Genomic DNA, 19,989 nt, shown 5'->3' with positions numbered 1-19,989 from the left:
TCAGCTCTCGGCCGCAAAGCAGAGCATCGCACTGCCGTCGGGCAGCGTCACGGCATCGACCGCCAGCACGAACAGACCTTCCGCCTTCGCCATCTCGCGCAGTTCGGCTTCCGTGCAGGCATTGGCCGGCAACAGGCCGATGAAGGCACCGGCCAGCGCCAGGGCGATCTTCACCGCCGAAAACAGCAGCGGCAGGTCGGACACCAGCGGCGCCAGGTCGGCTGCCAGGATCAGGTCGAAATGATCGGGACGGTTCTCGAGGAAGGGGATGATCTCTTCCGCATCGCTGTCATCGTAGATGCCGGCCTCGAAGGCGCGCCGACTGCGCGCCTCGTCGGGCGACACCATGTCCAGATGCTGCGCCATGCTGCGCAGGGTCAGGATATGCTGGCCCAGATGACCACCCAGATCGACAGCCCAGCCGACCGTGAAGCCCTCGCCGATGGTGCGTTGGGCGGCCGCCAGCACAGCTTCCGCCCCCGGTGAATCGAGGCCGGTGAGCAGCTGTTCGGTCGAAAGCGCGACTTCGGCGCCCGGCTCATTGGCAGCCAGCCGGCGTAGCGCGAAGACGAAGCCTTCGACCGGACGGTTCTCTTCCCGGCGCAGCACGGTCTCGTCCAGGCTGATCACGGCAAAGCCGGCTTCGGCGGCGCGTTTGCGCAGGTAAGCCTCGCCATGCTGGTAACGGCCGGTCTTGGTCGCGTGATAGCGCGCGCCGGTGCCGCGCTCGACGCTGGCGACGAAGAAGCCACCATCTTGCAGGCTGTCATGCACCGCGGTGAAGACCATGCGCAGATCACCGAAATACGACAGCACATCGGCCGCCAGAACCAGATCATAGGTCGCCTTGCGCTTTTGCAGCGTCGCGACGATCTCACCCACCATTAGAGTGTTGTAGCAGCCGCGCTCCCGCGCCTTCTCCACCATGCGCGAGGAGAGATCGACGCCATCCAGCCGCGCGCAGAGCTTGCGCACTTTAGGCCCTAGCAGGCCAGTGCCGCAGCCCAGATCGATGGCATGCTCCGCTATCGCCCCATCCAGCACGGCGCGCGTCGCCGCGGCCACCTGTTGCGGCGCCTTGTAGTCGAGCCAGTTGACCAGCTTGTCGTCGAAGCTGTCGGCGAAATTGTCGAACAGCTTTTCCACATAGGCCGCATCGGGCTGGTCGGGCGCAACGCCTGAGAGCACGGCGATCATGTGGCGAGCTTCGGCCTGCTCGGGCTGCACGGCCAACAGGCGGCGATAGGTCACCAGCGCATCGGCACGGCGGTCGAGCCGCACCTGCAGGCGCGCGACCGAATGCAGCAATGCAACGGAACCCGGATTGTCGTGGAGCGCCTGTTCCTGGCGCAGGAGCCGTGCGGCCAGGCTTTCATCCAGACGCAACTGCGCCAGCGCCGCATGCAACGGATCGACTGGCGCTTCGACCGCCACTGTCACAGGCTGCACCGGCACCTTCACGCCGCCCAGATGCATCAGCATGTCGCTGATGCCGCCAGCACCGGCGCGGGCGACCAGCGGCTGGCCCGCCGCCGGCGCGGCACCACCACCGGATTTTTTCTGGGCCCGTCGCTCTTTACGGTTCATGGCCGGTTCATCAAACCGGCTTAGCGCCGCTCGAGTGGCTTGTACTTGATACGGTGCGGCTGGTCGGCATCGGCGCCGAGGCGGCGCTTCTTGTCGGCCTCGTAATCCTGGTAGTTGCCCTCGAACCACTCGACGTGGCTGTCGCCTTCGAAGGCCATGATGTGGGTGGCGAGGCGATCGAGGAACCAGCGATCATGGCTGATGACGATGGCGCAGCCAGCAAAGGATTCCAGCGCCTCTTCCAGCGCACGCAGCGTATCGACATCGAGATCGTTGGTCGGTTCGTCGAGCAGCAGCACATTGGCGCCGGTCTTCAGCATCTTGGCCAGATGCAGACGGTTGCGCTCACCGCCCGACAGCATCCCGACCTTCTTCTGCTGGTCGGCGCCCTTGAAGTTGAACCACGAGCAGTAGGCACGGCTCGGCACGTCGCGCTTGCCCAGCGTGATCATGTCGTTGCCGTCGGAGATCTCCTCCCAGACGGTCTTCTTGTCATTCAGACTGTCACGGCTCTGGTCGACATAGCCGAGCTTGACGGATTCGCCCACGCGCAGTTCGCCCTGATCCGGCGGCTCACCACCAGTGAGCATGCGGAACAGCGTGGTCTTGCCGGCGCCGTTCGGGCCGATGATGCCGACGATGCCGCCCGGTGGCAGCTTGAAGTCGAGCTTGTCGATCAGCAGGCGGTCGCCAAAGCCCTTGGACAGGCCCTCTGCCTCGATCACCACATTGCCCAGGCGCGGACCAGCCGGGATGGTGATGGAAACGGCATCAGCAGCCTTGTCGTTCTGCTGCTGCAGCATCTCTTCATAGGCCTTGAGGCGGGCCTTGGATTTGGCCTGGCGCGCGCGCGGACTCTGGCGCACCCACTCCAGTTCCTGGGCCAGCGACTTGCGGCGGGAATCCTCTTCCTTGCCTTCCTGGGCCAGGCGCTTTTCCTTCTGCTCCAGCCAGGAAGAGTAATTGCCTTCCCACGGAATGCCCGAGCCACGATCGAGCTCGAGAATCCAGCCGGCGACATTGTCGAGGAAGTAGCGATCATGGGTGATCGCCACGACTGTGCCTTCGTATTCGTGCAGAAAGCGCTCGAGCCAGGCAACCGATTCCGCATCGAGATGGTTGGTCGGTTCGTCGAGCAGCAGCATGTCGGGCTTTGACAGCAGCAGACGGCACAGCGCCACGCGGCGCTTCTCACCGCCCGAGAGCTTGCTCACATCGGCGTCACCCGGCGGGCAGCGCAGCGCGTCCATGGCGATCTCGACATTGCGCTGGAGATCCCAGGCATTGGCGGCATCGATCTTTTCCTGCAGCTCCGCCTGCTCGGCGATCAGCGCATTCATTTCATCATCGTCGGTGACTTCGCCGAACTTCATCGAGACTTCCTCGAAGCGGTCCAGCAGCGCCTTGGTCTCGGCCACGCCTTCCATCACGTTGCCCAGCACATCCTTGGCCGGATCGAGCTGCGGCTCCTGCGGCAGGTAGCCGATCTTGACGCCATCGGCAGCCCAGGCCTCGCCGGTGAATTCCTTGTCCAGGCCCGCCATGATCTTCAGCAGGGTGGACTTGCCGGCGCCGTTGTTGCCCAGCACGCCGATCTTGGCGCCCGGCAGGAAGCTGAGCCAGATGCCCTTGAGGACCTGCTTGCCGCCCGGATAGGTCTTGGCCAGGTCCTTCATCACGTAAATGTACTGATACGACGCCATTTTTCGCTCCGGGCGTTGGAAGTCTAAATCCGGCCGAGTTGTACAGAAACGGGGCTGCCGGGGCAATCCCGGGGCCCCGCATAACAGGGGGTCAGGCCACCATCAGGGCCTTCACATGGGCCGCCGTGGCGCTGGCCAGCGCCCGCAGGTCGTAGCCGCCCTCCAGGGCCGACACCAGCCGACCTTTGGCCGTCCGGTCGGCCAGTGCCACGAGGCGTTCGGTTGCCCAGTAATAATCCTGGTCGGTGAATTGCAGCTGCGCCAGCGGATCCCTGACATGGGCATCGAAACCGGCCGAGATGATCACCAGCTCCGGCGCGAAAGCCTCCAGCTTCGACAGGATGCGTTCGAAGGCGATATGGAATTCACCCGAACCGGCGTAGGGCGGCAGCGGCACATTCACGATGTTGCCCGCCACGCCCTCCTCATGCGCCCGCCCAGTGCCTGGATAGAGCGGCATCTGATGCGTTGAGGCGTAAAAAAGATCGGGATCGGCAGCAAAAGCCGCCTGCGTGCCGTTGCCGTGATGTACGTCGAAATCGATCACCGCAATCCGCTTCAGACCCCAGCGGGCGCGCGCATGCAGAGCGCCGATGGCAACATTGTTGAAGAGACAGAAACCCATGGCCTGATCAGGTTCTGCATGGTGGCCCGGCGGGCGCACGGCGCAGAAGGCATTCCGCAGCTCGCCCTGCATCACCGCATCAATGGCGGCGCAGACGGCGCCGGCCGCCCGCAGCGCCGCCTCTCCCGAACCCGGCGAAACGATGGTATCGCCATCGATGGCGCTCAAGCCCCGTTCGGGGATGGCGCGCAGCAGACGGTCGACATAGTCGCCGGGATGGACACGCGCGATCTGCTCCGGCGTTGCTGGCGGCGCCTCGCGACGCTCCAGATAGGCAAACTCCTCCTCCTCCAGGCGCGACAGGATCATCTGCAGCCTTTCCGGGCATTCCGGATGGCCGTCTCCCGTATCATGGGAAAGGCAGGCGGCATGGGTGAACAGGCCGGTTACCAAATCAGCACCATGACCATCAATTCATCTCCTCCCAGCTGGCCCCGACACGACAATTTCAACTGAAACCGCAGGACCTTGCACCGACCCACGTATACAATAGATCATATGAGTGCCGAAATCAGCAGGACCGCCGTCAGGCGGCCCTGAAACGGCAGTTCCGGGGGATTTTACGGGGTGCGTCTGCAGGCGCCCCGTATGGACAGGGTGGTAGAGGGCAATGAAGCTTTGGGGTCAGGTCCTGGTGATCGGCGTGCTCGCGGCCGGCGGCGCGCTTGGTTATGCGTATCGTGACAGCCTGCCGTTCATCGGCGGGCAGGCGGCGCCCAAGGCGGCAGCCACCACACCGGCCATTCCGGTCGAGGCCGTGCCGGTCAGGCGCATGGACATCACCCGCACCATCGAGGCCGTGGGCACCGCCCAGGCCAATGAGGCGGTCGCCATCACCGCCAAGGCCACCGGCATGGTGGAGCGTCTGAACTTCCAGGAAGGCCAGCTTGTCAAGACCGGGGTCATCCTGGTCGAGCTGGAAGCAGCCGAAGGCGCCGCCAATATCGGCGCCCTGCGCGCTGCCCGTGACGGCGCCAAGCTGGCCTATGACCGCGCCAGGCAGTTGATCGAAACCAAGACCGTCGCCCAGGCCCGCCTGGACGAGTTGAGCAAGGCCTATGAGGGCGCCGAGGCCCGCCTGCGGGCCGAGCAGGCGAAATTCTCCGACAGCGTGATCAAGGCGCCGTTCGCCGGCAAGCTCGGCCTGCGCCGCGTCAGCCTCGGCGCGCTGGTGCGCCCGGGCGACATCATCACCACGCTGGACGACACCAGCGTGATCAAGCTGGAATTCGAAATTCCGGAAACTGTGCTGAGCGGCATCGCCATCGGCAACACGGTGAACGCCCGCGCCGCCGCCATGCCCGGCCGCAAGTTCGATGGTGTGGTCAGCACGGTGGACAGCCGCGTCGACCCCGCCACCCGAGCGGTACGCGTCCGTGCCCAGATCCCTAACGCTGACGACGTGCTGAAGCCCGGCATGTTCATGACCGTCTCGCTCAGCATGGGCAAAGTGCCCGACGCCATGATGGTGCCCGAGGAATCGCTGCTGGCCCAGGGCGGCGAACAGTTCGTCTTCATCATCCGCGACGGCAAGGCCACCCGCACCCGCGTCACCATCGGTCAGCGTCTGCCCGGTCTCGCCCAGATCACCAACGGCCTGCATGCCGATGACCAGGTCGCCGTCACCGGCCTGCAGCAGTTGCGCGACGGCTCGCGCGTGCGCCAGACCAATACGCAGTCGGGCGCTCCGCCGGTTTCCGGGGCCGCTCCCGCCAAATCCGCCAGCTAAGCCGCGCCGCACGGGAACGAAGCCATGGTCCTCTCCGACGTTTCGATCAAACGCCCGGTCTTCGCCACCGTGCTGTCGCTGGTGCTGGTGATCTTTGGCCTGTTCGCCCTGCGCGGCATGGCGGTGCGCGAATATCCCGATATCGATCCGCCGGCGGTGAACGTCACCACCATCTATCGCGGCGCCTCGGCCGAAATCATCGAAAGCAAGATCACCCAGGTGATCGAGGATTCGGTGGCCGGCATCGAGGGCATCCGTTCGATCACCTCGGCCAGTCGCGAGGAATCCAGCTCGATCAGCATCGAGTTCAACCTGACCCGCAATGTCGACGCCGCCGCCAACGACGTGCGCGACAAGGTCGGCCGCGTGCTCTCCAAACTGCCTGACGAAGCCGACCAGCCGATCATCGCCAAGACCGAGGCCGATGCCCGCCCGATCATCTACATCTCGCTGTTCTCTGAACGCCTGAACCTGCTTGAATTGACCGATTACGCCGACCGCTTCCTGGTCGACCAGATGTCGGTCATCGACGGCGTCGCCTCGGTGAACATCTACGGCGCACGCCGCTATTCCATGCGTGTTTATCTCGACCGCATGGCGATGGCCGCCCGCAACGTGACAGTGCAGGACATCGAAGAGGCGATCCGCCGCCAGAATGTCGAGCTGCCCTCGGGCCGCATCGAAAGCAACATGCGTGAGTTCACCGTGCGCGCCGAATCCGGCCTGCGCACCGCCGCCCAGTTCCGCAACATCGTGCTGCGCGAGCAGGACGGCTATCTGCTGCGCCTGGGCGAAGTAGCCAAGGTCGAACTCGGTGCCGAGGACGACCGCACCGAGCAGCGCGTCAACGGCACTACCGCCATTGGCCTTGGCATCATCCGCCAGTCCAAGGCCAATGCGATGGACATTTCCAACGGCGTCGCCGCCACCGTGGCGCGTCTGCAGGGCAGCCTGCCGACCGGCGTACGCATGGAAATGACTTACGACCAGTCGAAATTCATCAGCCAGTCGATCTACGAGGTGTTCCACGCCCTTACCGTCGCGCTGGCGCTGGTGATCGGCGTGATCTTCCTGTTCCTGCGCTCCTGGCGCGCCACGCTGATCCCGGCCGTCGCCATTCCGGTGTCGGTGATCGGCTCCTTCGTGGTGATCGGCGCGCTCGGCTATTCGATCAACGTGCTGACCCTGCTGGCGCTGGTGCTGGCCATCGGCCTGGTGGTCGACGACGCCATCGTGGTGCTGGAAAACATTCACCGCCGCATCGAGCTGGGCGAGCCGCCGCTCTTGGCCTCTTTACGCGGATCACGCCAGATCGGCTTCGCCGTCATCGCCACCACCGTGGTGCTGATCGCCGTCTTCGTGCCGATCTCGTTGATGGACGGCAATACCGGCCGCCTGTTCCGCGAATTCGGCATGTCCGTGGCTGCCGCCGTGCTGTTCTCGGGCTTCGTTGCGCTCACGCTGACGCCGATGATGTGTTCCAAGCTGCTGCATGACGCCAAGGAAGAAGGCCGATTCTATCATGTGACGGAGAAATTCTTCGTCGGCATGAGCAACGGCTACGGCCGCATCCTGCGCCTGTCGCTGGGCGCGCCGATGATGGTGCTGGCCATCGGCATCGCCGTGTCGGTCGCCGCTTTCCTGATGTTCAAGGTGCTGCCGCGCGAATTTGCGCCCACCGAAGACCGCGGTGTCTTCTTCGTCATCGTCGAAGGGCCCGAGGGCGCCTCCTACGACTATACCCGCAAGGCCGTGATCGCCATCGAACAGGCCCTCGACCCCTTCATCAAGTCCGGTGCGGTGACGGTCGTGCAGTCGAATGTCGCGCCGGCCTTCGGCGGCCGGCCCTCACCGGTCAATTCCGGCTTCATCGTCGTGCGCATGGCCGACTGGAACGACCGCAACGTCAAGCAGCAGGACGTCGCCCGCCAGGCCTTCCAGAAACTGCTGACCCTGACTTCCGTGCGCGCGGTCGTCGTCAATCCGCCCAGCCTCGGCCTGCCGGGTGCGCAGACCCCGGTGCGGTTCATCCTGGGCGGCGCCACCTATGCGCAGCTCGACGAATGGTCGGATCGCGTGATCGAGCGCGCCCTGCAGAACCCGAACCTGCTCGGCGTGAAGAAGAATTATCTGCCGACCCGTCCGGAGGTTCAGGTGCAGATCGACCGCGACCGCGCCGCCGATCTGGGCGTGCCGATTGAAACCGTCGGCCGCACCCTGGAAACCATGCTGGGTTCGCGCGAGGTGACCAACTTCCAGCGCGACGGCAAGCAGTACAAAGTGCTGGTGCAGGCGCCAGTAGAGCAGCGCGTCACGCCGAACGACATGAACAATATCTACGTGCGCGGCAGCAACACAGGTGGCAAGCTGGTGCCGCTGGCCAGCCTGGTGACGCTGAAGGAAGGCGCCAACGCGCGCGAGCTGAACCGCAATGACCGCCTGCGTTCGGTGATGATCGAGGCGTCCATGGTGCCCGGTTACACGCTGGGCCAGGCGCTGGACTATATGGACGGTGTCGCCGCCGAGGTGCTGCCGCCGGAGGTGCGCATTTCCTATGCCGGCCAGAGCCGCGAATACAAGGATTCCTCATCGGCCATCTTCGTCACCTTCGCGCTCGCGCTGATCGTGGTGTTCCTGGTACTGGCTGGCCAGTTCGAAAGCTGGATTCATCCGATCATCATTATCCTGTCGGTGCCGCTGGCGGTGACCGGTGCGTTGGCGGCCCTACTGCTGGCGGGCCAGACGCTGAATATCTACAGCCAGATCGGCATCATCATGCTGGTCGGCCTGATCGCCAAGAACGGCATCCTGATCGTGGAATTCGCCAACCAGCTGCGCGACGAGGGCCGCGATATCTACGAGGCCGCCGTCGAAGCCTCGATCGCCCGCCTGCGCCCGATTCTGATGACCACCATCGCCACCATCTTCGGTGCGGTGCCGCTGGCCTTCGCCCACGGCGCCGGTGCCGAGTCGCGCTCGGCGCTCGGCTGGGTCATCGTCGGCGGCATGACATTTGCCACGCTGCTCAGCCTGTTTGTGGTGCCGGTGCTGTATCTGCTGCTGGCGCGCTACACCAAGCCGGCCGGCTTCATTGCCCGCAAACTATCGGAGCTTGAGCAGCGTCCGGATGTGGATAACCCCAAGGCTTCCCCGGCGGAGTAACCCCCTCGTTAGGTCAGGTTATCAGTTGATAACCTAGACTCCGTGGGGGCGGGCCCTTCCTATACCGGGACCCGTTTCTTACCCGCCGCGACAGGCCATGAGCGATCTCGATTCTAAGAAAAGTACGTCCGATCAAGCATTTGGTGCGGCCGTCGCCAGCGCTCAGGCGGCTGTGGCCGGTCTGGCCGATCAGTATATCGGCTGGGTCACCGACGACCTGAAACGGTTGGATGTGGCCGTCGCCGCCGTCACCGATGGCCGCAACGAACCTGCGCTGCGCGAGGTTTATGGCGTCTCGCATGACATCAAGGGCCAGGGCAGCACCTTCGGCTATCCCCTGATCACCAATATCAGCCAACTCCTTTGCCGCTATGCCGAGGACGCGATCCATCACGGCAAGGTCGACCGCGATGTCATCGACGCCCATGTCGCTGCGCTGCGCACGGTGATCGACAATCGTATTCAGGGTCATGCTGGCGAGCTGGGCGAGGAAATCGTCGAGGCGCTGAAGGGCGCCGCCCAGAAGACCTTCGAGTAACTCTCAGCTCTTGTCCGCCGCGCGGCGGAACGGTCCGGCATAACCGGGGCGCAACTGCCGCCGCCGGTCAGGTCCGAAATAACGATCATTACGGATGAACTTGCGCGGTCGCTCGACGATCTCGCGCAGGCGTGTCTCCACCGCCTTGGGCGCCAGCGGCAGCACCAGGATTTCATGCACGCCGGCCTGCAGCGCCTGTCCCACGCGTTCCCGCGTGACGGTCTGCGTCACCAGTACGACCGGCAGGAAGGGACTGGGCGACGCGTCATCGCGCCGCAGACGCCGCACCAGGCTAAGGCCGTCTTCGCCCGCCAGCTCCCATCGGCACACCACGACATCGAAACCGGGCTCGTCCGGCTGCGCGCCGCTCAGCACCGTCCAGGCCTGCGTCACGCCCGGCACGAAACGGGCATCGCGGATTTTCAGGGTGGTCAGCAGACGCCGCCAGGTGATGATGACGGCGGGATCGGATTCGACGATCAACAGAGCCAGGCGGCTCAGGTCATACGGCATGCGATGATCACACGGCTGTAAACTTCACGCAGCATTGACGCCTTCTCTCTGGCCTGCCGATTGCCCCCGCACCGGCTTTGCATCACTCTATAGCGCACAATCCCCAGCCTGCGACAGAGCAGCGGAGCAGAAATGTCCACGACCACTCTTACCGGCACCGACATGCATTTCTACGATCCCGCCCTGGGACACGGGCTGGCGCATGATCCCTTCAAGGCTATCGTCGGACCGCGCCCGATCGGCTGGATTTCCTCGCGCGATGCGCAGGGTCGCGTCAATCTGGCACCCTACAGCTTTTTCAACGCGTTTTTCGATAAGCCGCCGATTGTCGCCTTCGGCAGCGCCGGCTGGAAGAACAGTGACAGCAACAAAGACAGCGTCAGCAATATCGAGGTGACCGGTGAATTCGTAGCCAACATGGTGACCAGGCCCCTGGCCGAAGCGATGAACAAGACCGCTGCCACGGTGCCGCATGACGTGGATGAATTCACCATCGCCGGCCTGACGCCCGCCCCTTGCCGGAAGGTGAAGGTCCCGCGTGTAGCCGAGAGCCCCACCGCACTGGAATGCAAACTGGTGCAGGTGCAGCAATTACAGGACCTGGATGGTAACAAGCTGGAAGGCTGGATGATTATCGGCCAGGTGGTCGGCGTGCATATCAACAAGGCCTATATCCGGGGTGACGGACTGTTCGACGCAGCTGCAGCACGGCCGATCATGCGATCGGGCTATATGGCCGATTACTTCGAAGCGACGCCGGACACGCTGTTCCGCATGACCCGCCCCAAATAAGGCCGGCTGAGGCAGCCTGAGAATCTGTCTCAGCTTCGCAATCCGGCCACTCAACTGACCGTGAACTGCGACAGCCTGCGACCCCTCGTCGCGCCCGGCCCCCTTCAGCCCCACTAGCCAGCCGGTCGGGCGAGACGCTAATATCCGGCATCAGCAACGATTTAGCCGGCAGGCTGTCCTTCCGGCGACCAGGCATCAGCCCCATGGATTACGAAGCCCTCTTCGGCCAGGCGGTCGAAACATTGCGCGCCGAGAAGCGCTATCGGGTGTTCACCGAACTGGCCCGCAACTGCGGCAGCTTCCCGGTGGCCGAGAACCATAGCGGCATCGGTCCGGCCAAGATCACCATGTGGTGCTCGAACGACTATCTCGCCATGGGCCAGAACCCGGTGGTGATCGAGGCCATGCAGCAAGCCGTCGCCCGCTTCGGCGCTGGCGCCGGCGGTACCCGCAACATCTCGGGCAACAGCCACGCCATCGTCGAGCTTGAGCACGAGCTCGCCGACCTGCACGGCAAGCAGGCCGCCCTGGTCTTCATGTCGGGCTATATCGCCAACCAGACATCACTGGCCACGCTGGCCAAGCTGATGCCCGGCTGCGTCATCCTCTCGGATGCCGACAACCACAATTCCATGATCGAAGGCATCCGCCATTCCGGCGTTGAGAAGAAGATCTGGCGCCATAACGATGTGGCGCATCTGGAAGAGCTGCTGGAAAGCATTCCGGCCGATCGGCCCAAGCTGATCGCCTTCGAGAGCGTCTACTCCATGGATGGCGACATCGCGCCCATCCATGCCATCTGCGACCTGGCCGACAAGTATAAGGCCATGACTTATCTGGACGAGGTTCATGCGGTCGGCCTGTACGGCAATCGCGGCGGCGGCATTGCCGACCGAGACGATGCCATGCACCGCATCCACATCATCCAGGGCACCCTGGGCAAGGCCTTCGGCGTCGTCGGCGGCTATATCGCTGGCAGCACCACCATGATCGATGCCGTGCGTTCCTATGCGCCCGGTTTCATCTTCTCCACCGCCATGCCGCCGGCTATCGCCGCCGCCGCTGCCGCCAGCGTGCGCTATCTCAAGCGCAGCCAGGTCGAACGCGCCCGTCACCAGGAACGCGCCGCCACACTGCGCCGCATGTTGATCAATGCCGGGCTGCCGGTGCTGGTCAACCAGAGTCATATTGTGCCGGTGATGATTGGCGATGCCGCCCTGTGCAAGGCGGCGTCCGACCTGCTGTTGTCCGAGCACGGCATCTATATCCAACCGATCAACTACCCGACCGTGCCGCGCGGCACTGAACGGCTGCGCATCACGCCGACACCGGTTCATACCGACGCCATGATGCAGGCGCTGACCACCGCCCTGCTCGATGTCTGGCAGCGTCTGGGGTTGCGCCGCCAGGCCGCCTGAACGATCCGCGGGTTTTTATCCCGGACTATCCCCCGATGTTACGGGATTTAAACCTTTATAAACGCTACCCCTATTAGTACCCATTCAGTACTAAAGGGCTATGACGCAGCAAATTTACAACCCACTGGCCGCCTTCGGCTTCACCGACCTCCATGTGCAGACATTGGCGGTGCGCTTGGCCGTGCCTCAATTCGTCTACGTCTCCGGCCCAGCCGGCGGCGGTAAGACCAAGGCGGCCCTGATGGTGGCGCTGACGTATTTCCAGGCGCAGAACCGCCCCTATCGCATCGATGGCCAGGACATGACCACGGCGCAGATCAAGCAGGCGGCGACCGAGCGCAACCACGGCATCATCTTCCATGACATGGCGTCGCCGCATGATTACATGCGGGCGGGCTATTGTGTCGACTGCCGCATGATCGCCATCGGCATCGCCTTTGACGGGCCGTCTGCCGGCGAAGCAGCCTATGCCCATCTGCTGGGCCACCTGCCCACACTGGTCATGCGCCAGGATGTCACCACGATCGGCGTCGACCGCATGGTGGATGACGCCGGTTACGAACGCTACAAAATCGACATCTACACCAGCTGAGCCGCGGCCGCCGGCCAGACTGCGCCCAGTTGTCGCAGGCAGGCCACATAACGGCCAGGTTTGATCCTGATCAACGGGCTTTGCGCTTCGGACTGTCACCATCCCGTCCACATCCTCCCCGGATGGGAACCGGCCTCGCTCCCGCGATGCCGTAGTGACAATGGAGCACAAGACCATGCCTATCGGCAAAACTCTCGCGACAGCGACCGCGACCTTTCTGATTCTCGCTGGCCTGGCTGCCACCGATGCCGCCGCCCAGCAACAGGGCAAGACCGCCGGCGACATCATGCTGCGCGGCCGGCTTATCAGCGTGGTGCCGGATGAAGATTCGACCGTCACCGTGATTGGCGGTAATGCCAATGCCAGCAATACCTGGACCGGCGAGGCCGACGTCTCATATTTCCTCACTGACAGCATTGCGCTGGAACTGATCGCAGCGACCACCAAGCACAAGATGTCAGTGCGCAACAGCAGTTCAGGTACCGTAGATCTGGGCGATGTGTGGCTGCTGCCGCCGACCCTGACCCTGCAATACCATTTCATGCCGAAGTCGGCGTTCAGCCCCTATGTGGGCGCCGGCGCCACCTATGCCGTCTTCTATAACGAGAAGACGGGGCCGGGCCTGCGCAGCGTCGAATATGACGACAGCTGGGGCTACGCCCTGCAGGCCGGTGTGGACTACAGCCTCGGCAATGGCTGGTACTTCAACGCCGATGTGAAAAAGATCTTCCTGAACACCGACGTCACGGTGCGCACCAATGCCGGCACGCTGATCAAGGCGGATGTCGATCTCGACCCCTGGGTCTTCGGCATCGGTGTGGGCTACAAGTTCTGAGACCGGAGGCTGCCGGGGCTCCCACCCTTACCCGGCAGATTCCCACCCCCGCCACACGGCGGGGGTTCTTTTTTGCGCCGATGCGGGTTGACCCGGGCGGGCACGGCAGCATCATGGGCCGGTCTCAGTCTTGGCAGGATCGCTTCATGTCGCCGTCTCCATCTCTCGCCGTGCATCCCGAACTGCAGCGCCTGCGCAACAGCATCGACAATATTGATGCCGCGCTGATCCATCTGCTGGCCGAGCGGTTCAACTGCACCCAGCAGGTCGGCCGCCTGAAAGCGACCGAGAAACTGCCGCCGGCCGATCCAGCCCGCGAGGCGCAGCAAATCGCACGCCTGCGCCAGCTGGCCGAAAGCGCCCGCCTCGATCCGGATTTCGCCGAGAAATTCCTCGCCTTCATCGTCAAGGAAGTGATCCGGCACCACGAGGCCATTGCCCAGGAGCATAAATAGCAAAACGGCGCGCAGCCTTCGCCGCGCGCCGTCTGTCAGGGCCAGGCTGTCAGGGCGGCTAGATGCGCCCCATCAGCAGCAATACGATCACGATGATCAAGACCAGGCCGATGCCGCCACTGGGGTAGTACCCCCAGCCGCTGCTGTGGGGCCATGTAGGCGCCGCGCCGATCAGCAGAATGATCAGGATGATAAGCAGAATGGTGCCAATGCCCATGAAGACCTCCAGTACGACTTAAAAACAAATGGATGAAATATGAACGCCGGGGCAGCGGACCGCCCCGGCGTTTTTCTTGATCAGGCCTTACGGCCCATCAGCAGCAGCACCAGGCCACCGAAAGCGGCGGCGCCGCCACCGACCAGGTACCACATGGTGCGGTCAGTATAGCGACCAGTGATAGTCTCGCTGATCTGATCCATCGGTGCATCGGACGCATTGAGTCCGAAACCCAGCAGGATCAGGCCGGCGATAAGCGCCATGGCGCCCAGGACACGTCCCATCGGCATGATGCGCAGCCTTTACTTCACAACCAGGTCGTTCTTCACCGCCTTCACGCCCTGCACGTTGCGGGCGATCTGTTCGGCGCGCGACTTGGAGGCGGCGGTATCGACGAAGCCGCTCAGCTGCACGGTGTCCTTGAAGGTCTCGACGCTGATCTGCGAGGCCTTGGTCACCGGATCATTGATCAGGTTGGCCTTCACCTTGGTGGTGATGGCGGCGGAATCGACATATTCGCCGGTCGATTCCTGCTTCGTGGTCGAGGAGCAGGCCGAGACGGCGACAGCGCCACCCAGCATCATCACGACGGCGAGGCTGCGGGAGAAATGCGAAAGCTTCAACATGGTGTCTTCCTTTTCTGCAATGAGACGGTGGTTAATAGAAATGGAGAAATATCAGCCAGTCAGAATCAGACCTGGGATGAGACCCGATCCGTCCGAAGCCATGACATCGACATCAGACGGACCGGGCGGCCTGCGGAGAAGTGACGGTGCGGCCCGTTTACTTCCACGCCGGCTTACCGAGATTGATCTGATCTTCATCGGTCAGTGCACCGGTGGCTGCACCGGCCGCGCCGCCGATCACGGCACCGCCCAGCGTATTGCCGGTCAGCGCGCCACCCACGGCACCCACGCCGGCACCGATGGCGCCGCCCGAAATGGCACGGTCAGACTTCGACTGACCGCAGGCGCCCAGCGCACCGCTGGCCGCGATCAACGCAACGGCCGCAGCCGCGCCCATAAGACGGTTCTTCGAGAGTTTGATCATGATTGCCTCCTTGGCATCGCCACAAGCACCGCAAGCGGAGCCATGCCGTGGCGTTTCCTAATAAACGGCTGGTTACGCGTGTGGTTCCGCCGTTACCGGATGCGAGCCATCCGATCAGTGCCATATGGGCGTCAAATGCGGCGACCAAGCGGTGAAAGCCGCTTAATCCCACAAATCTCACAGTGTGGGGCCCTGTTGCGAAAGGGCGTCACGAGTCGGCATCGGCAATCAGCCAAATCGGTGCGCCACCATGCAGCGCACCCTGCGTGACAAAAATGAAACTTAGTGCCTAAACGAAGAAATCGGGGATGAGGTCGGTCTCGGCGGTGCCCGGATAGCGATAACGCTCGAAATGCGTCAGGCCGGCGCCGCGCAGCACCTCGTCGTCGATGAAGAACTGCCCGGTCGCCTCGCGCGACGGCCTAGTCAGGATCACATGCGCCGCATCGGCCATGATCTCCACCTTGCGGCATTTCTTGCGCAGTTCCGGCCCGGTGATCACGTTCATCGCATCGGTGTCGATGGCGGTGCGCGGCCACAGCGCATTCACGGCAACGCCCTTCTTGCGGAATTCCCCGGCCATGCCCAGCACGCACATGCTCATGCCGAACTTGGCCATGGTGTAGGCCACATGCGGCTCGAACCAGCGCGCTTCCATGTTCAGCGGCGGCGACAGGTTGAGGATATGCGGATTGTCGGACTTGAACAGATACGGCAGTGCCTTCTGGCTGCACATGTAGGTGCCGCGGATATTGATCTGGTGCATCAGGTCGTAGCGCTTCATCGGCGTTTCCAGCGTGCCGGTGAGCGAGATGGCCGATGCGTTGTTGACCAGGATATCCAGCCCGCCGAAGGCCTCGGCCGCCTGCGCCATGGCCGCCTCGACCACCGCTTCCTCGCGCACGTCCACCACCAGCGGCAGCGCCCTACCACCGGCCTTCTCGATGGCCTCGGCGGCGGTATAGATGGTGCCGGCCAACTTGGGGTGGGGTTCGGTGGTCTTGGCCGCGATGGCGATGCTGGCGCCGTCCTTCGCCGCGCGGAGGGCGATGGCGAGGCCGATGCCGCGGCTGGCGCCGGTGATGAACAGCCGGCGGCCCTTGAGCGACCCGGTCTTGATGACTTCGGTCATGACGTCCCTCCCCTGAATTCTTTGCGCCATCCTAGCGCGATGGCGAACAGGGGCATAGACGGCTGCGGCTTAAGAGTTGGGCTTCTTCGCCGGGGTCTTCTTGGCTGCGACCCAGGTGCCGCCGCTGCGGGTGCACTGCTCGGCGATATTGGGCGCCGCGCCCTCATAGAAATAGGTCCTGATCGCGGCCTTTTCCGGAATCTGGCTCAGGTCGCCGGGCTCCTGGCCCTGCATGCGGCGGATATTGGCCTGGGCCGTGCGCAGCGTGGTGGTGCAGACGCCGACTTGGTTGGCCGGGCATTTCTGCAGCTTCTGCGGCGTGACGCTCATCTGTGAATTGGTGACGGGGCGGCACATGTTGTCCAGCGTGGACGTCGGCATCTCGGTCACCTCATGGCACTGCACCATCTTCGGGCCGCCCGAGGCGCTCAGGTCAATCGTCTGCTGGCAGGCCTGCGCCAGCACAGGAGATGACAAGGCGGCAAGGCCCAGGCCGATGATGACGGCCATGACGGAAACGGATTTCATACCGGATGTCCTTGAAATGAGAACGGGCGCTGAGCAAACCCTGACACTGAAATGCGGTGAATGTAAGGCTATTGCGCCGCTTCGGCGCTGGCATCCACCGTGTAGAACTCATACAGGCCGGCCGCATTCTCGCGGCGCTGGATGCGGCCGCTGCGCATCAGGTGATGCAGATGCGCCAGGGCTTCGCCGGCCGCCAGCGTCATATGGTCCTTCACATCGCGGCGGAACAGCAGCGGCAGCGTCTCGACCACCGTATGCGGCTTATTGGCCAGCGCCGTCACCAGCGCCTCCAGCCGCACGTCATGGTGCCTTTTGAGCATCGCCGTGCGCAGATGCACGCCGATGAAGGGATCGCCATGGGCGGGCAATACCAGCACATCGGCCGGCAGATGCGAGAACTTGTCGAGTGAGTCCAGATACTGGGTCAGCGGGCCGGCTTCCGGCTCGCCCGGATACACGCCGATATGCGGCGAGATGCGCGGCAGGATCTGGTCGCCCGAGATCAGGACATTCAGCGCCGGGCTGTAGAGGCAGGCATGTTCGGGCGAATGGCCGCGACCGACGATCACCTGCCAGTCATGGCCGCCGATCCGCAGCGGCTCGCCTTCCACGATGCGATGGAAGCTGCGCGGGATCGGCGACACCGCCTTGGCGAAGTTGCCAAAGCCGCGCGCCTTCAGCGCATCGAGCTGATCCTGGGTGAAGCCCAGCCGCTTGTAGAAGGCAATCACATCCTCGGGCACCTCGGGCGACTGCTCCAGCTCCAGCATGCGGCCAAAGCTCCACTCACCGAAGGTCATCCACAGCGGCGCATTGAAACGCTCATGCAGCCAGCCGGCCAGGCCCAGATGATCGGGATGGAAATGCGTGCAGAGCAGGCGCGTGATCGGCTTGCCCTTCAGATGGCTCTCCACCACCCGCTCCCAGATCGCCTGCAGCTTCGAGGAGCGCAGGCCGGTATCCACCAGGGTCCAGCCCTCGGTTTCCTCGATCAGCCAGAGATTGATGTAATCCAGACCCGGGATCGGCACCGGCATGCGCAGCCACAGCACACCGGGCCGCATCTCCATCACCTCGGCATCGCCCGGACGCCCGTTGCCCACGGCGGCAAAGGGGTAGGTCAGGCTGCCCTGATCGGAGACGGCGGTACCGTCGATATTAGGGGCGCTATCGGCCACGCGGCTGGTCCTGGTCTGGTATAGGGGGCTGTTTTCCCCAGTCTGCCGCTTACGTAAGCGGCAAACAAGCGAAGTCCAGCACTGACGTTACGTCAGCCCCGGATCAACACCGGTATCGGTGATGAATTAACAGTAACTTATGCCCGCAGCAGCTCCGGTGTCACCTCGGCCAGCACGGCACTGCCTTCGGTGGCGCCACGGCACAGGCCATCCACGCTGCTCAGCACTTGCTCCGCGAATAGCCGCGCCGAAACGATCTTGGCGGCATAGTAAGGATCGCTGCTGCCGCTCTTGATCTCGGCCTGCGCCGCCAGCGCCTGACGCGCCAGCAGCCACCCGCCCACCGTGGTGGCGAAGGCGCGCAGGAAGGGCGTGGCCCCGGCCAGCGCCGCCTCCGGGGTCTTGGCCACCTGGCCACCCATCCAGACGGATGCCTTGGTGAGCGACTTCAGCGCGCCATCGAGATTGGCCTGCATGCTGCCAAAGCTTTCGCCGGCCTTGGCAAGCTCGGTCACCGTGCCTGCGATCTGCGCGAACAGCGCCTTCACCGTCTCGCCGCCGTTCAGCGGCAGCTTGCGCATCACCAGGTCGATGGCCTGGATGCCGTTGGTGCCTTCGTAGATCGGCAGGATGCGGGCGTCGCGATAATGCTGGGCCGCACCGGTCTCCTCGATGAAGCCCATGCCGCCATGCAGCTGCAACCCCATCGAAGCGACTTCACAGCCGATATCCGTGGCCCAGGATTTCGACAGCGGTGTGAACAGCTCGACCATCGCCTTCCAGGCTTTGCGTTCGGCCTCGTCGGGATGGTGATGCGCGCGGTCGATGGCGGCGGCATTGAGGTAGATCAGGCCGCGGCAGGCCTCGGTCAGGCTGCGCATCAGCATCAGGGTGCGGCGCACGTCGGCATGCTCGATGATCGCCACATGCTGCTCGGCATTCATGCCGGGATGACGACCCTGCTTGCGCTGCTCGGCGTAATCCAGCGCCTGCTGGTAGGCACGCTCGGCGATCGCCAGGCCCTGGCAGCCCACCGAGAGGCGCGCGTTGTTCATCATGGTGAACATGCAGCGCATGCCCTGGTTTTCGGCGCCCAGCAGCCAGCCGACGCAGTCGTCATTGTCGCCGTAGCTCATGACGCAGGTCGGGCTGGCATGGATGCCCAGCTTGTGCTCCAGCGAGACGACGCGCAGGTCGTTGCGCTTGCCCGGCTTGCCATTGGCGTCGGGGATGAACTTGGGCACGATGAACAGCGAGATGCCCTTGGTGCCGGCCGGCGCATCCGGCAGGCGCGCCAGCACCAGATGCACGATGTTGTCGGCCATGTCGTGTTCGCCATAGGTGATGAAGATCTTCATCCCCTTGATCTTGTAGGTGCCGTCGCCCACCGGCACGGCCTTGGACTTCAACGCGCCGACATCCGAACCCGCCTGCGGCTCGGTCAGGTTCATCGAGCCGGTCCATTCGCCCGACACCATCTTGGGCAGATAGGTCGCTTTCTGCGCATCGGTGCCATGCGCGATGATCGCGTCGATGGCACCCTGCGTCAGCAAAGGGCACAGCGAGAATGACAGATTGGCCGCCTGCACCATCTCTTGCGCCGCCATGGTGACGGCCCAGGGCATGGCCCCGCCACCCATGTCTTCGGCAAACGGCATGCCGTTCCAGCCGCCATCCACGAATTTCTTGTAGGCATCGGCAAAACCCGGCGCGGTGCGCACCACGCCATTATCGACCTTGGCGCCATGCTGGTCGCCGCCGCGATTGAGCGGCGACAGCACGCCGGCGGCGAATTTCGCCGCCTCTTCCAGCACGGCCGCGACTGTCTCGCCATCGGCATTCTCCAGGCCAGGCAGCGTGGCCAGCTCGTCCAGGCCGGCGATCTGCTGCAGCGTGAAGCGCATGTCCTTGAGGGGGGCGGCGTAATCCATCTCG

At 63.9% G+C, this 19,989-nt stretch carries 20 protein-coding genes; 8 read left to right on the top strand and 12 right to left on the bottom strand.

Annotated elements, in window-relative coordinates; all coding sequences use genetic code 11:
• From AC1RRT_RS13715 to AC1RRT_RS13705, 3 genes are all read right to left on the bottom strand, one after another.
• The gene (locus AC1RRT_RS13715) at positions 1-1,587 is read right to left on the bottom strand and encodes a class I SAM-dependent DNA methyltransferase (protein WP_493014365.1); all 1,587 of its coding nucleotides are present in this window, start codon (positions 1,585-1,587) and stop codon (positions 1-3) included.
• A 20-nt stretch (positions 1,588-1,607) separates the two neighbouring features.
• Positions 1,608-3,290, bottom strand: coding sequence for an energy-dependent translational throttle protein EttA (gene ettA / locus AC1RRT_RS13710; protein ID WP_493014364.1), 1,683 nt, complete (start codon positions 3,288-3,290; stop codon positions 1,608-1,610).
• A 91-nt stretch (positions 3,291-3,381) separates the two neighbouring features.
• The gene (locus AC1RRT_RS13705; RefSeq protein WP_493014363.1) at positions 3,382-4,308 is read right to left on the bottom strand and encodes a histone deacetylase family protein; all 927 of its coding nucleotides are present in this window, start codon (positions 4,306-4,308) and stop codon (positions 3,382-3,384) included.
• Between the two features lie 217 nt (positions 4,309-4,525).
• Here AC1RRT_RS13705 and AC1RRT_RS13700 point away from each other — a divergent pair, with 217 nt between their 5' ends.
• From AC1RRT_RS13700 to AC1RRT_RS13690, 3 genes are all read left to right on the top strand, one after another.
• Entirely contained in the window at positions 4,526-5,644 is a 1,119-nt protein-coding gene (locus tag AC1RRT_RS13700; protein ID WP_493014362.1) for an efflux RND transporter periplasmic adaptor subunit, read from the top strand.
• 24 nt (positions 5,645-5,668) lie between these two features.
• A complete protein-coding gene (locus AC1RRT_RS13695; RefSeq protein WP_493014361.1) occupies positions 5,669-8,806 on the top strand; it encodes an efflux RND transporter permease subunit in 3,138 nt (1,045 codons plus the stop codon).
• A 97-nt stretch (positions 8,807-8,903) separates the two neighbouring features.
• On the top strand, positions 8,904-9,344 hold the full coding sequence (locus AC1RRT_RS13690; RefSeq protein ID WP_493014360.1) for a hypothetical protein: 441 nt from the start codon (positions 8,904-8,906) through the stop codon (positions 9,342-9,344).
• A 3-nt stretch (positions 9,345-9,347) separates the two neighbouring features.
• Here AC1RRT_RS13690 and AC1RRT_RS13685 read toward each other — a convergent pair whose 3' ends face one another.
• Positions 9,348-9,857 (bottom strand): response regulator, encoded by a 510-nt coding sequence (locus tag AC1RRT_RS13685; RefSeq protein ID WP_493014359.1) that lies wholly within the window; start codon positions 9,855-9,857, stop codon positions 9,348-9,350.
• Positions 9,858-9,989: 132 nt separating this feature from the next.
• Here AC1RRT_RS13685 and AC1RRT_RS13680 point away from each other — a divergent pair, with 132 nt between their 5' ends.
• The 5 genes from AC1RRT_RS13680 (at position 9,990) to AC1RRT_RS13660 (ending at position 13,949) form a co-directional block, all read left to right on the top strand.
• Positions 9,990-10,649, top strand: coding sequence for a flavin reductase family protein (locus AC1RRT_RS13680; protein ID WP_493014358.1), 660 nt, complete (start codon positions 9,990-9,992; stop codon positions 10,647-10,649).
• Positions 10,650-10,852: 203 nt separating this feature from the next.
• A complete protein-coding gene (gene hemA, locus AC1RRT_RS13675) occupies positions 10,853-12,067 on the top strand; it encodes a 5-aminolevulinate synthase (RefSeq protein WP_493014357.1) in 1,215 nt (404 codons plus the stop codon).
• A 100-nt stretch (positions 12,068-12,167) separates the two neighbouring features.
• Complete coding sequence (locus tag AC1RRT_RS13670; protein ID WP_493014356.1) at positions 12,168-12,659, top strand: hypothetical protein; 492 nt, start codon at positions 12,168-12,170, stop codon at positions 12,657-12,659.
• 175 nt (positions 12,660-12,834) lie between these two features.
• Positions 12,835-13,494, top strand: a complete 660-nt coding sequence (locus AC1RRT_RS13665; protein ID WP_493014355.1) for an OmpW/AlkL family protein — start codon at positions 12,835-12,837, stop codon at positions 13,492-13,494.
• Between the two features lie 146 nt (positions 13,495-13,640).
• Positions 13,641-13,949, top strand: coding sequence for a chorismate mutase (locus AC1RRT_RS13660; RefSeq protein WP_493014354.1), 309 nt, complete (start codon positions 13,641-13,643; stop codon positions 13,947-13,949).
• 58 nt (positions 13,950-14,007) lie between these two features.
• Here AC1RRT_RS13660 and AC1RRT_RS13655 read toward each other — a convergent pair whose 3' ends face one another.
• The 8 genes from AC1RRT_RS13655 to AC1RRT_RS13620 all read right to left on the bottom strand — a co-directional run bounded on the left by AC1RRT_RS13655 (position 14,008) and on the right by AC1RRT_RS13620 (position 19,985).
• Positions 14,008-14,166, bottom strand: a complete 159-nt coding sequence (locus tag AC1RRT_RS13655; RefSeq protein WP_493014353.1) for a DUF3309 family protein — start codon at positions 14,164-14,166, stop codon at positions 14,008-14,010.
• 80 nt (positions 14,167-14,246) lie between these two features.
• Positions 14,247-14,456 carry a DUF3185 family protein gene (locus tag AC1RRT_RS13650; RefSeq protein WP_493014352.1) on the bottom strand — a complete coding sequence of 70 codons (210 nt, stop codon included), beginning with the start codon at positions 14,454-14,456 and terminating at the stop codon, positions 14,247-14,249.
• 12 nt (positions 14,457-14,468) lie between these two features.
• The gene (locus tag AC1RRT_RS13645) at positions 14,469-14,792 is read right to left on the bottom strand and encodes a BON domain-containing protein (RefSeq protein ID WP_492980274.1); all 324 of its coding nucleotides are present in this window, start codon (positions 14,790-14,792) and stop codon (positions 14,469-14,471) included.
• A 157-nt stretch (positions 14,793-14,949) separates the two neighbouring features.
• Positions 14,950-15,216 carry a YMGG-like glycine zipper-containing protein gene (locus tag AC1RRT_RS13640; RefSeq protein WP_493014351.1) on the bottom strand — a complete coding sequence of 89 codons (267 nt, stop codon included), beginning with the start codon at positions 15,214-15,216 and terminating at the stop codon, positions 14,950-14,952.
• Between the two features lie 289 nt (positions 15,217-15,505).
• Entirely contained in the window at positions 15,506-16,348 is an 843-nt protein-coding gene (locus tag AC1RRT_RS13635; protein ID WP_493014350.1) for an SDR family oxidoreductase, read from the bottom strand.
• A 69-nt stretch (positions 16,349-16,417) separates the two neighbouring features.
• Positions 16,418-16,876 carry a hypothetical protein gene (locus AC1RRT_RS13630; protein ID WP_493014349.1) on the bottom strand — a complete coding sequence of 153 codons (459 nt, stop codon included), beginning with the start codon at positions 16,874-16,876 and terminating at the stop codon, positions 16,418-16,420.
• A gap of 68 nt (positions 16,877-16,944) precedes the next feature.
• Complete coding sequence (locus tag AC1RRT_RS13625; RefSeq protein WP_493014348.1) at positions 16,945-18,054, bottom strand: MBL fold metallo-hydrolase; 1,110 nt, start codon at positions 18,052-18,054, stop codon at positions 16,945-16,947.
• A gap of 137 nt (positions 18,055-18,191) precedes the next feature.
• The gene (locus AC1RRT_RS13620) at positions 18,192-19,985 is read right to left on the bottom strand and encodes an acyl-CoA dehydrogenase (RefSeq protein WP_493014347.1); all 1,794 of its coding nucleotides are present in this window, start codon (positions 19,983-19,985) and stop codon (positions 18,192-18,194) included.
• Between the last annotated feature and the right edge of the window lie 4 nt (positions 19,986-19,989).

It is taken from the genome of Ferrovibrio sp. GW821-FHT12B10 (assembly GCF_058807515.1).
The sequence above is the reverse complement of the archived record's forward strand: the minus strand, read 5'-3'. Positions and strand labels throughout refer to the sequence as shown.

Coding starts and splice junctions, on each gene's coding strand:
- AC1RRT_RS13715 (WP_493014365.1), bottom strand. CDS start 1,587: ATGAACCGTAAAGAGCGACGGGCCCAGAAAAAATCCGGTGGTGGTGCC.
- ettA (WP_493014364.1), bottom strand. CDS start 3,290: ATGGCGTCGTATCAGTACATTTACGTGATGAAGGACCTGGCCAAGACC.
- AC1RRT_RS13700 (WP_493014362.1), top strand. CDS start 4,526: ATGAAGCTTTGGGGTCAGGTCCTGGTGATCGGCGTGCTCGCGGCCGGC.
- AC1RRT_RS13695 (WP_493014361.1), top strand. CDS start 5,669: ATGGTCCTCTCCGACGTTTCGATCAAACGCCCGGTCTTCGCCACCGTG.
- AC1RRT_RS13690 (WP_493014360.1), top strand. CDS start 8,904: ATGAGCGATCTCGATTCTAAGAAAAGTACGTCCGATCAAGCATTTGGT.
- AC1RRT_RS13685 (WP_493014359.1), bottom strand. CDS start 9,857: ATGCCGTATGACCTGAGCCGCCTGGCTCTGTTGATCGTCGAATCCGAT.
- AC1RRT_RS13680 (WP_493014358.1), top strand. CDS start 9,990: ATGTCCACGACCACTCTTACCGGCACCGACATGCATTTCTACGATCCC.
- hemA (WP_493014357.1), top strand. CDS start 10,853: ATGGATTACGAAGCCCTCTTCGGCCAGGCGGTCGAAACATTGCGCGCC.
- AC1RRT_RS13670 (WP_493014356.1), top strand. CDS start 12,168: ATGACGCAGCAAATTTACAACCCACTGGCCGCCTTCGGCTTCACCGAC.
- AC1RRT_RS13665 (WP_493014355.1), top strand. CDS start 12,835: ATGCCTATCGGCAAAACTCTCGCGACAGCGACCGCGACCTTTCTGATT.
- AC1RRT_RS13660 (WP_493014354.1), top strand. CDS start 13,641: ATGTCGCCGTCTCCATCTCTCGCCGTGCATCCCGAACTGCAGCGCCTG.
- AC1RRT_RS13655 (WP_493014353.1), bottom strand. CDS start 14,166: ATGGGCATTGGCACCATTCTGCTTATCATCCTGATCATTCTGCTGATC.
- AC1RRT_RS13650 (WP_493014352.1), bottom strand. CDS start 14,456: ATGCCGATGGGACGTGTCCTGGGCGCCATGGCGCTTATCGCCGGCCTG.
- AC1RRT_RS13645 (WP_492980274.1), bottom strand. CDS start 14,792: ATGTTGAAGCTTTCGCATTTCTCCCGCAGCCTCGCCGTCGTGATGATG.
- AC1RRT_RS13640 (WP_493014351.1), bottom strand. CDS start 15,216: ATGATCAAACTCTCGAAGAACCGTCTTATGGGCGCGGCTGCGGCCGTT.
- AC1RRT_RS13635 (WP_493014350.1), bottom strand. CDS start 16,348: ATGACCGAAGTCATCAAGACCGGGTCGCTCAAGGGCCGCCGGCTGTTC.
- AC1RRT_RS13630 (WP_493014349.1), bottom strand. CDS start 16,876: ATGAAATCCGTTTCCGTCATGGCCGTCATCATCGGCCTGGGCCTTGCC.
- AC1RRT_RS13620 (WP_493014347.1), bottom strand. CDS start 19,985: ATGGATTACGCCGCCCCCCTCAAGGACATGCGCTTCACGCTGCAGCAG.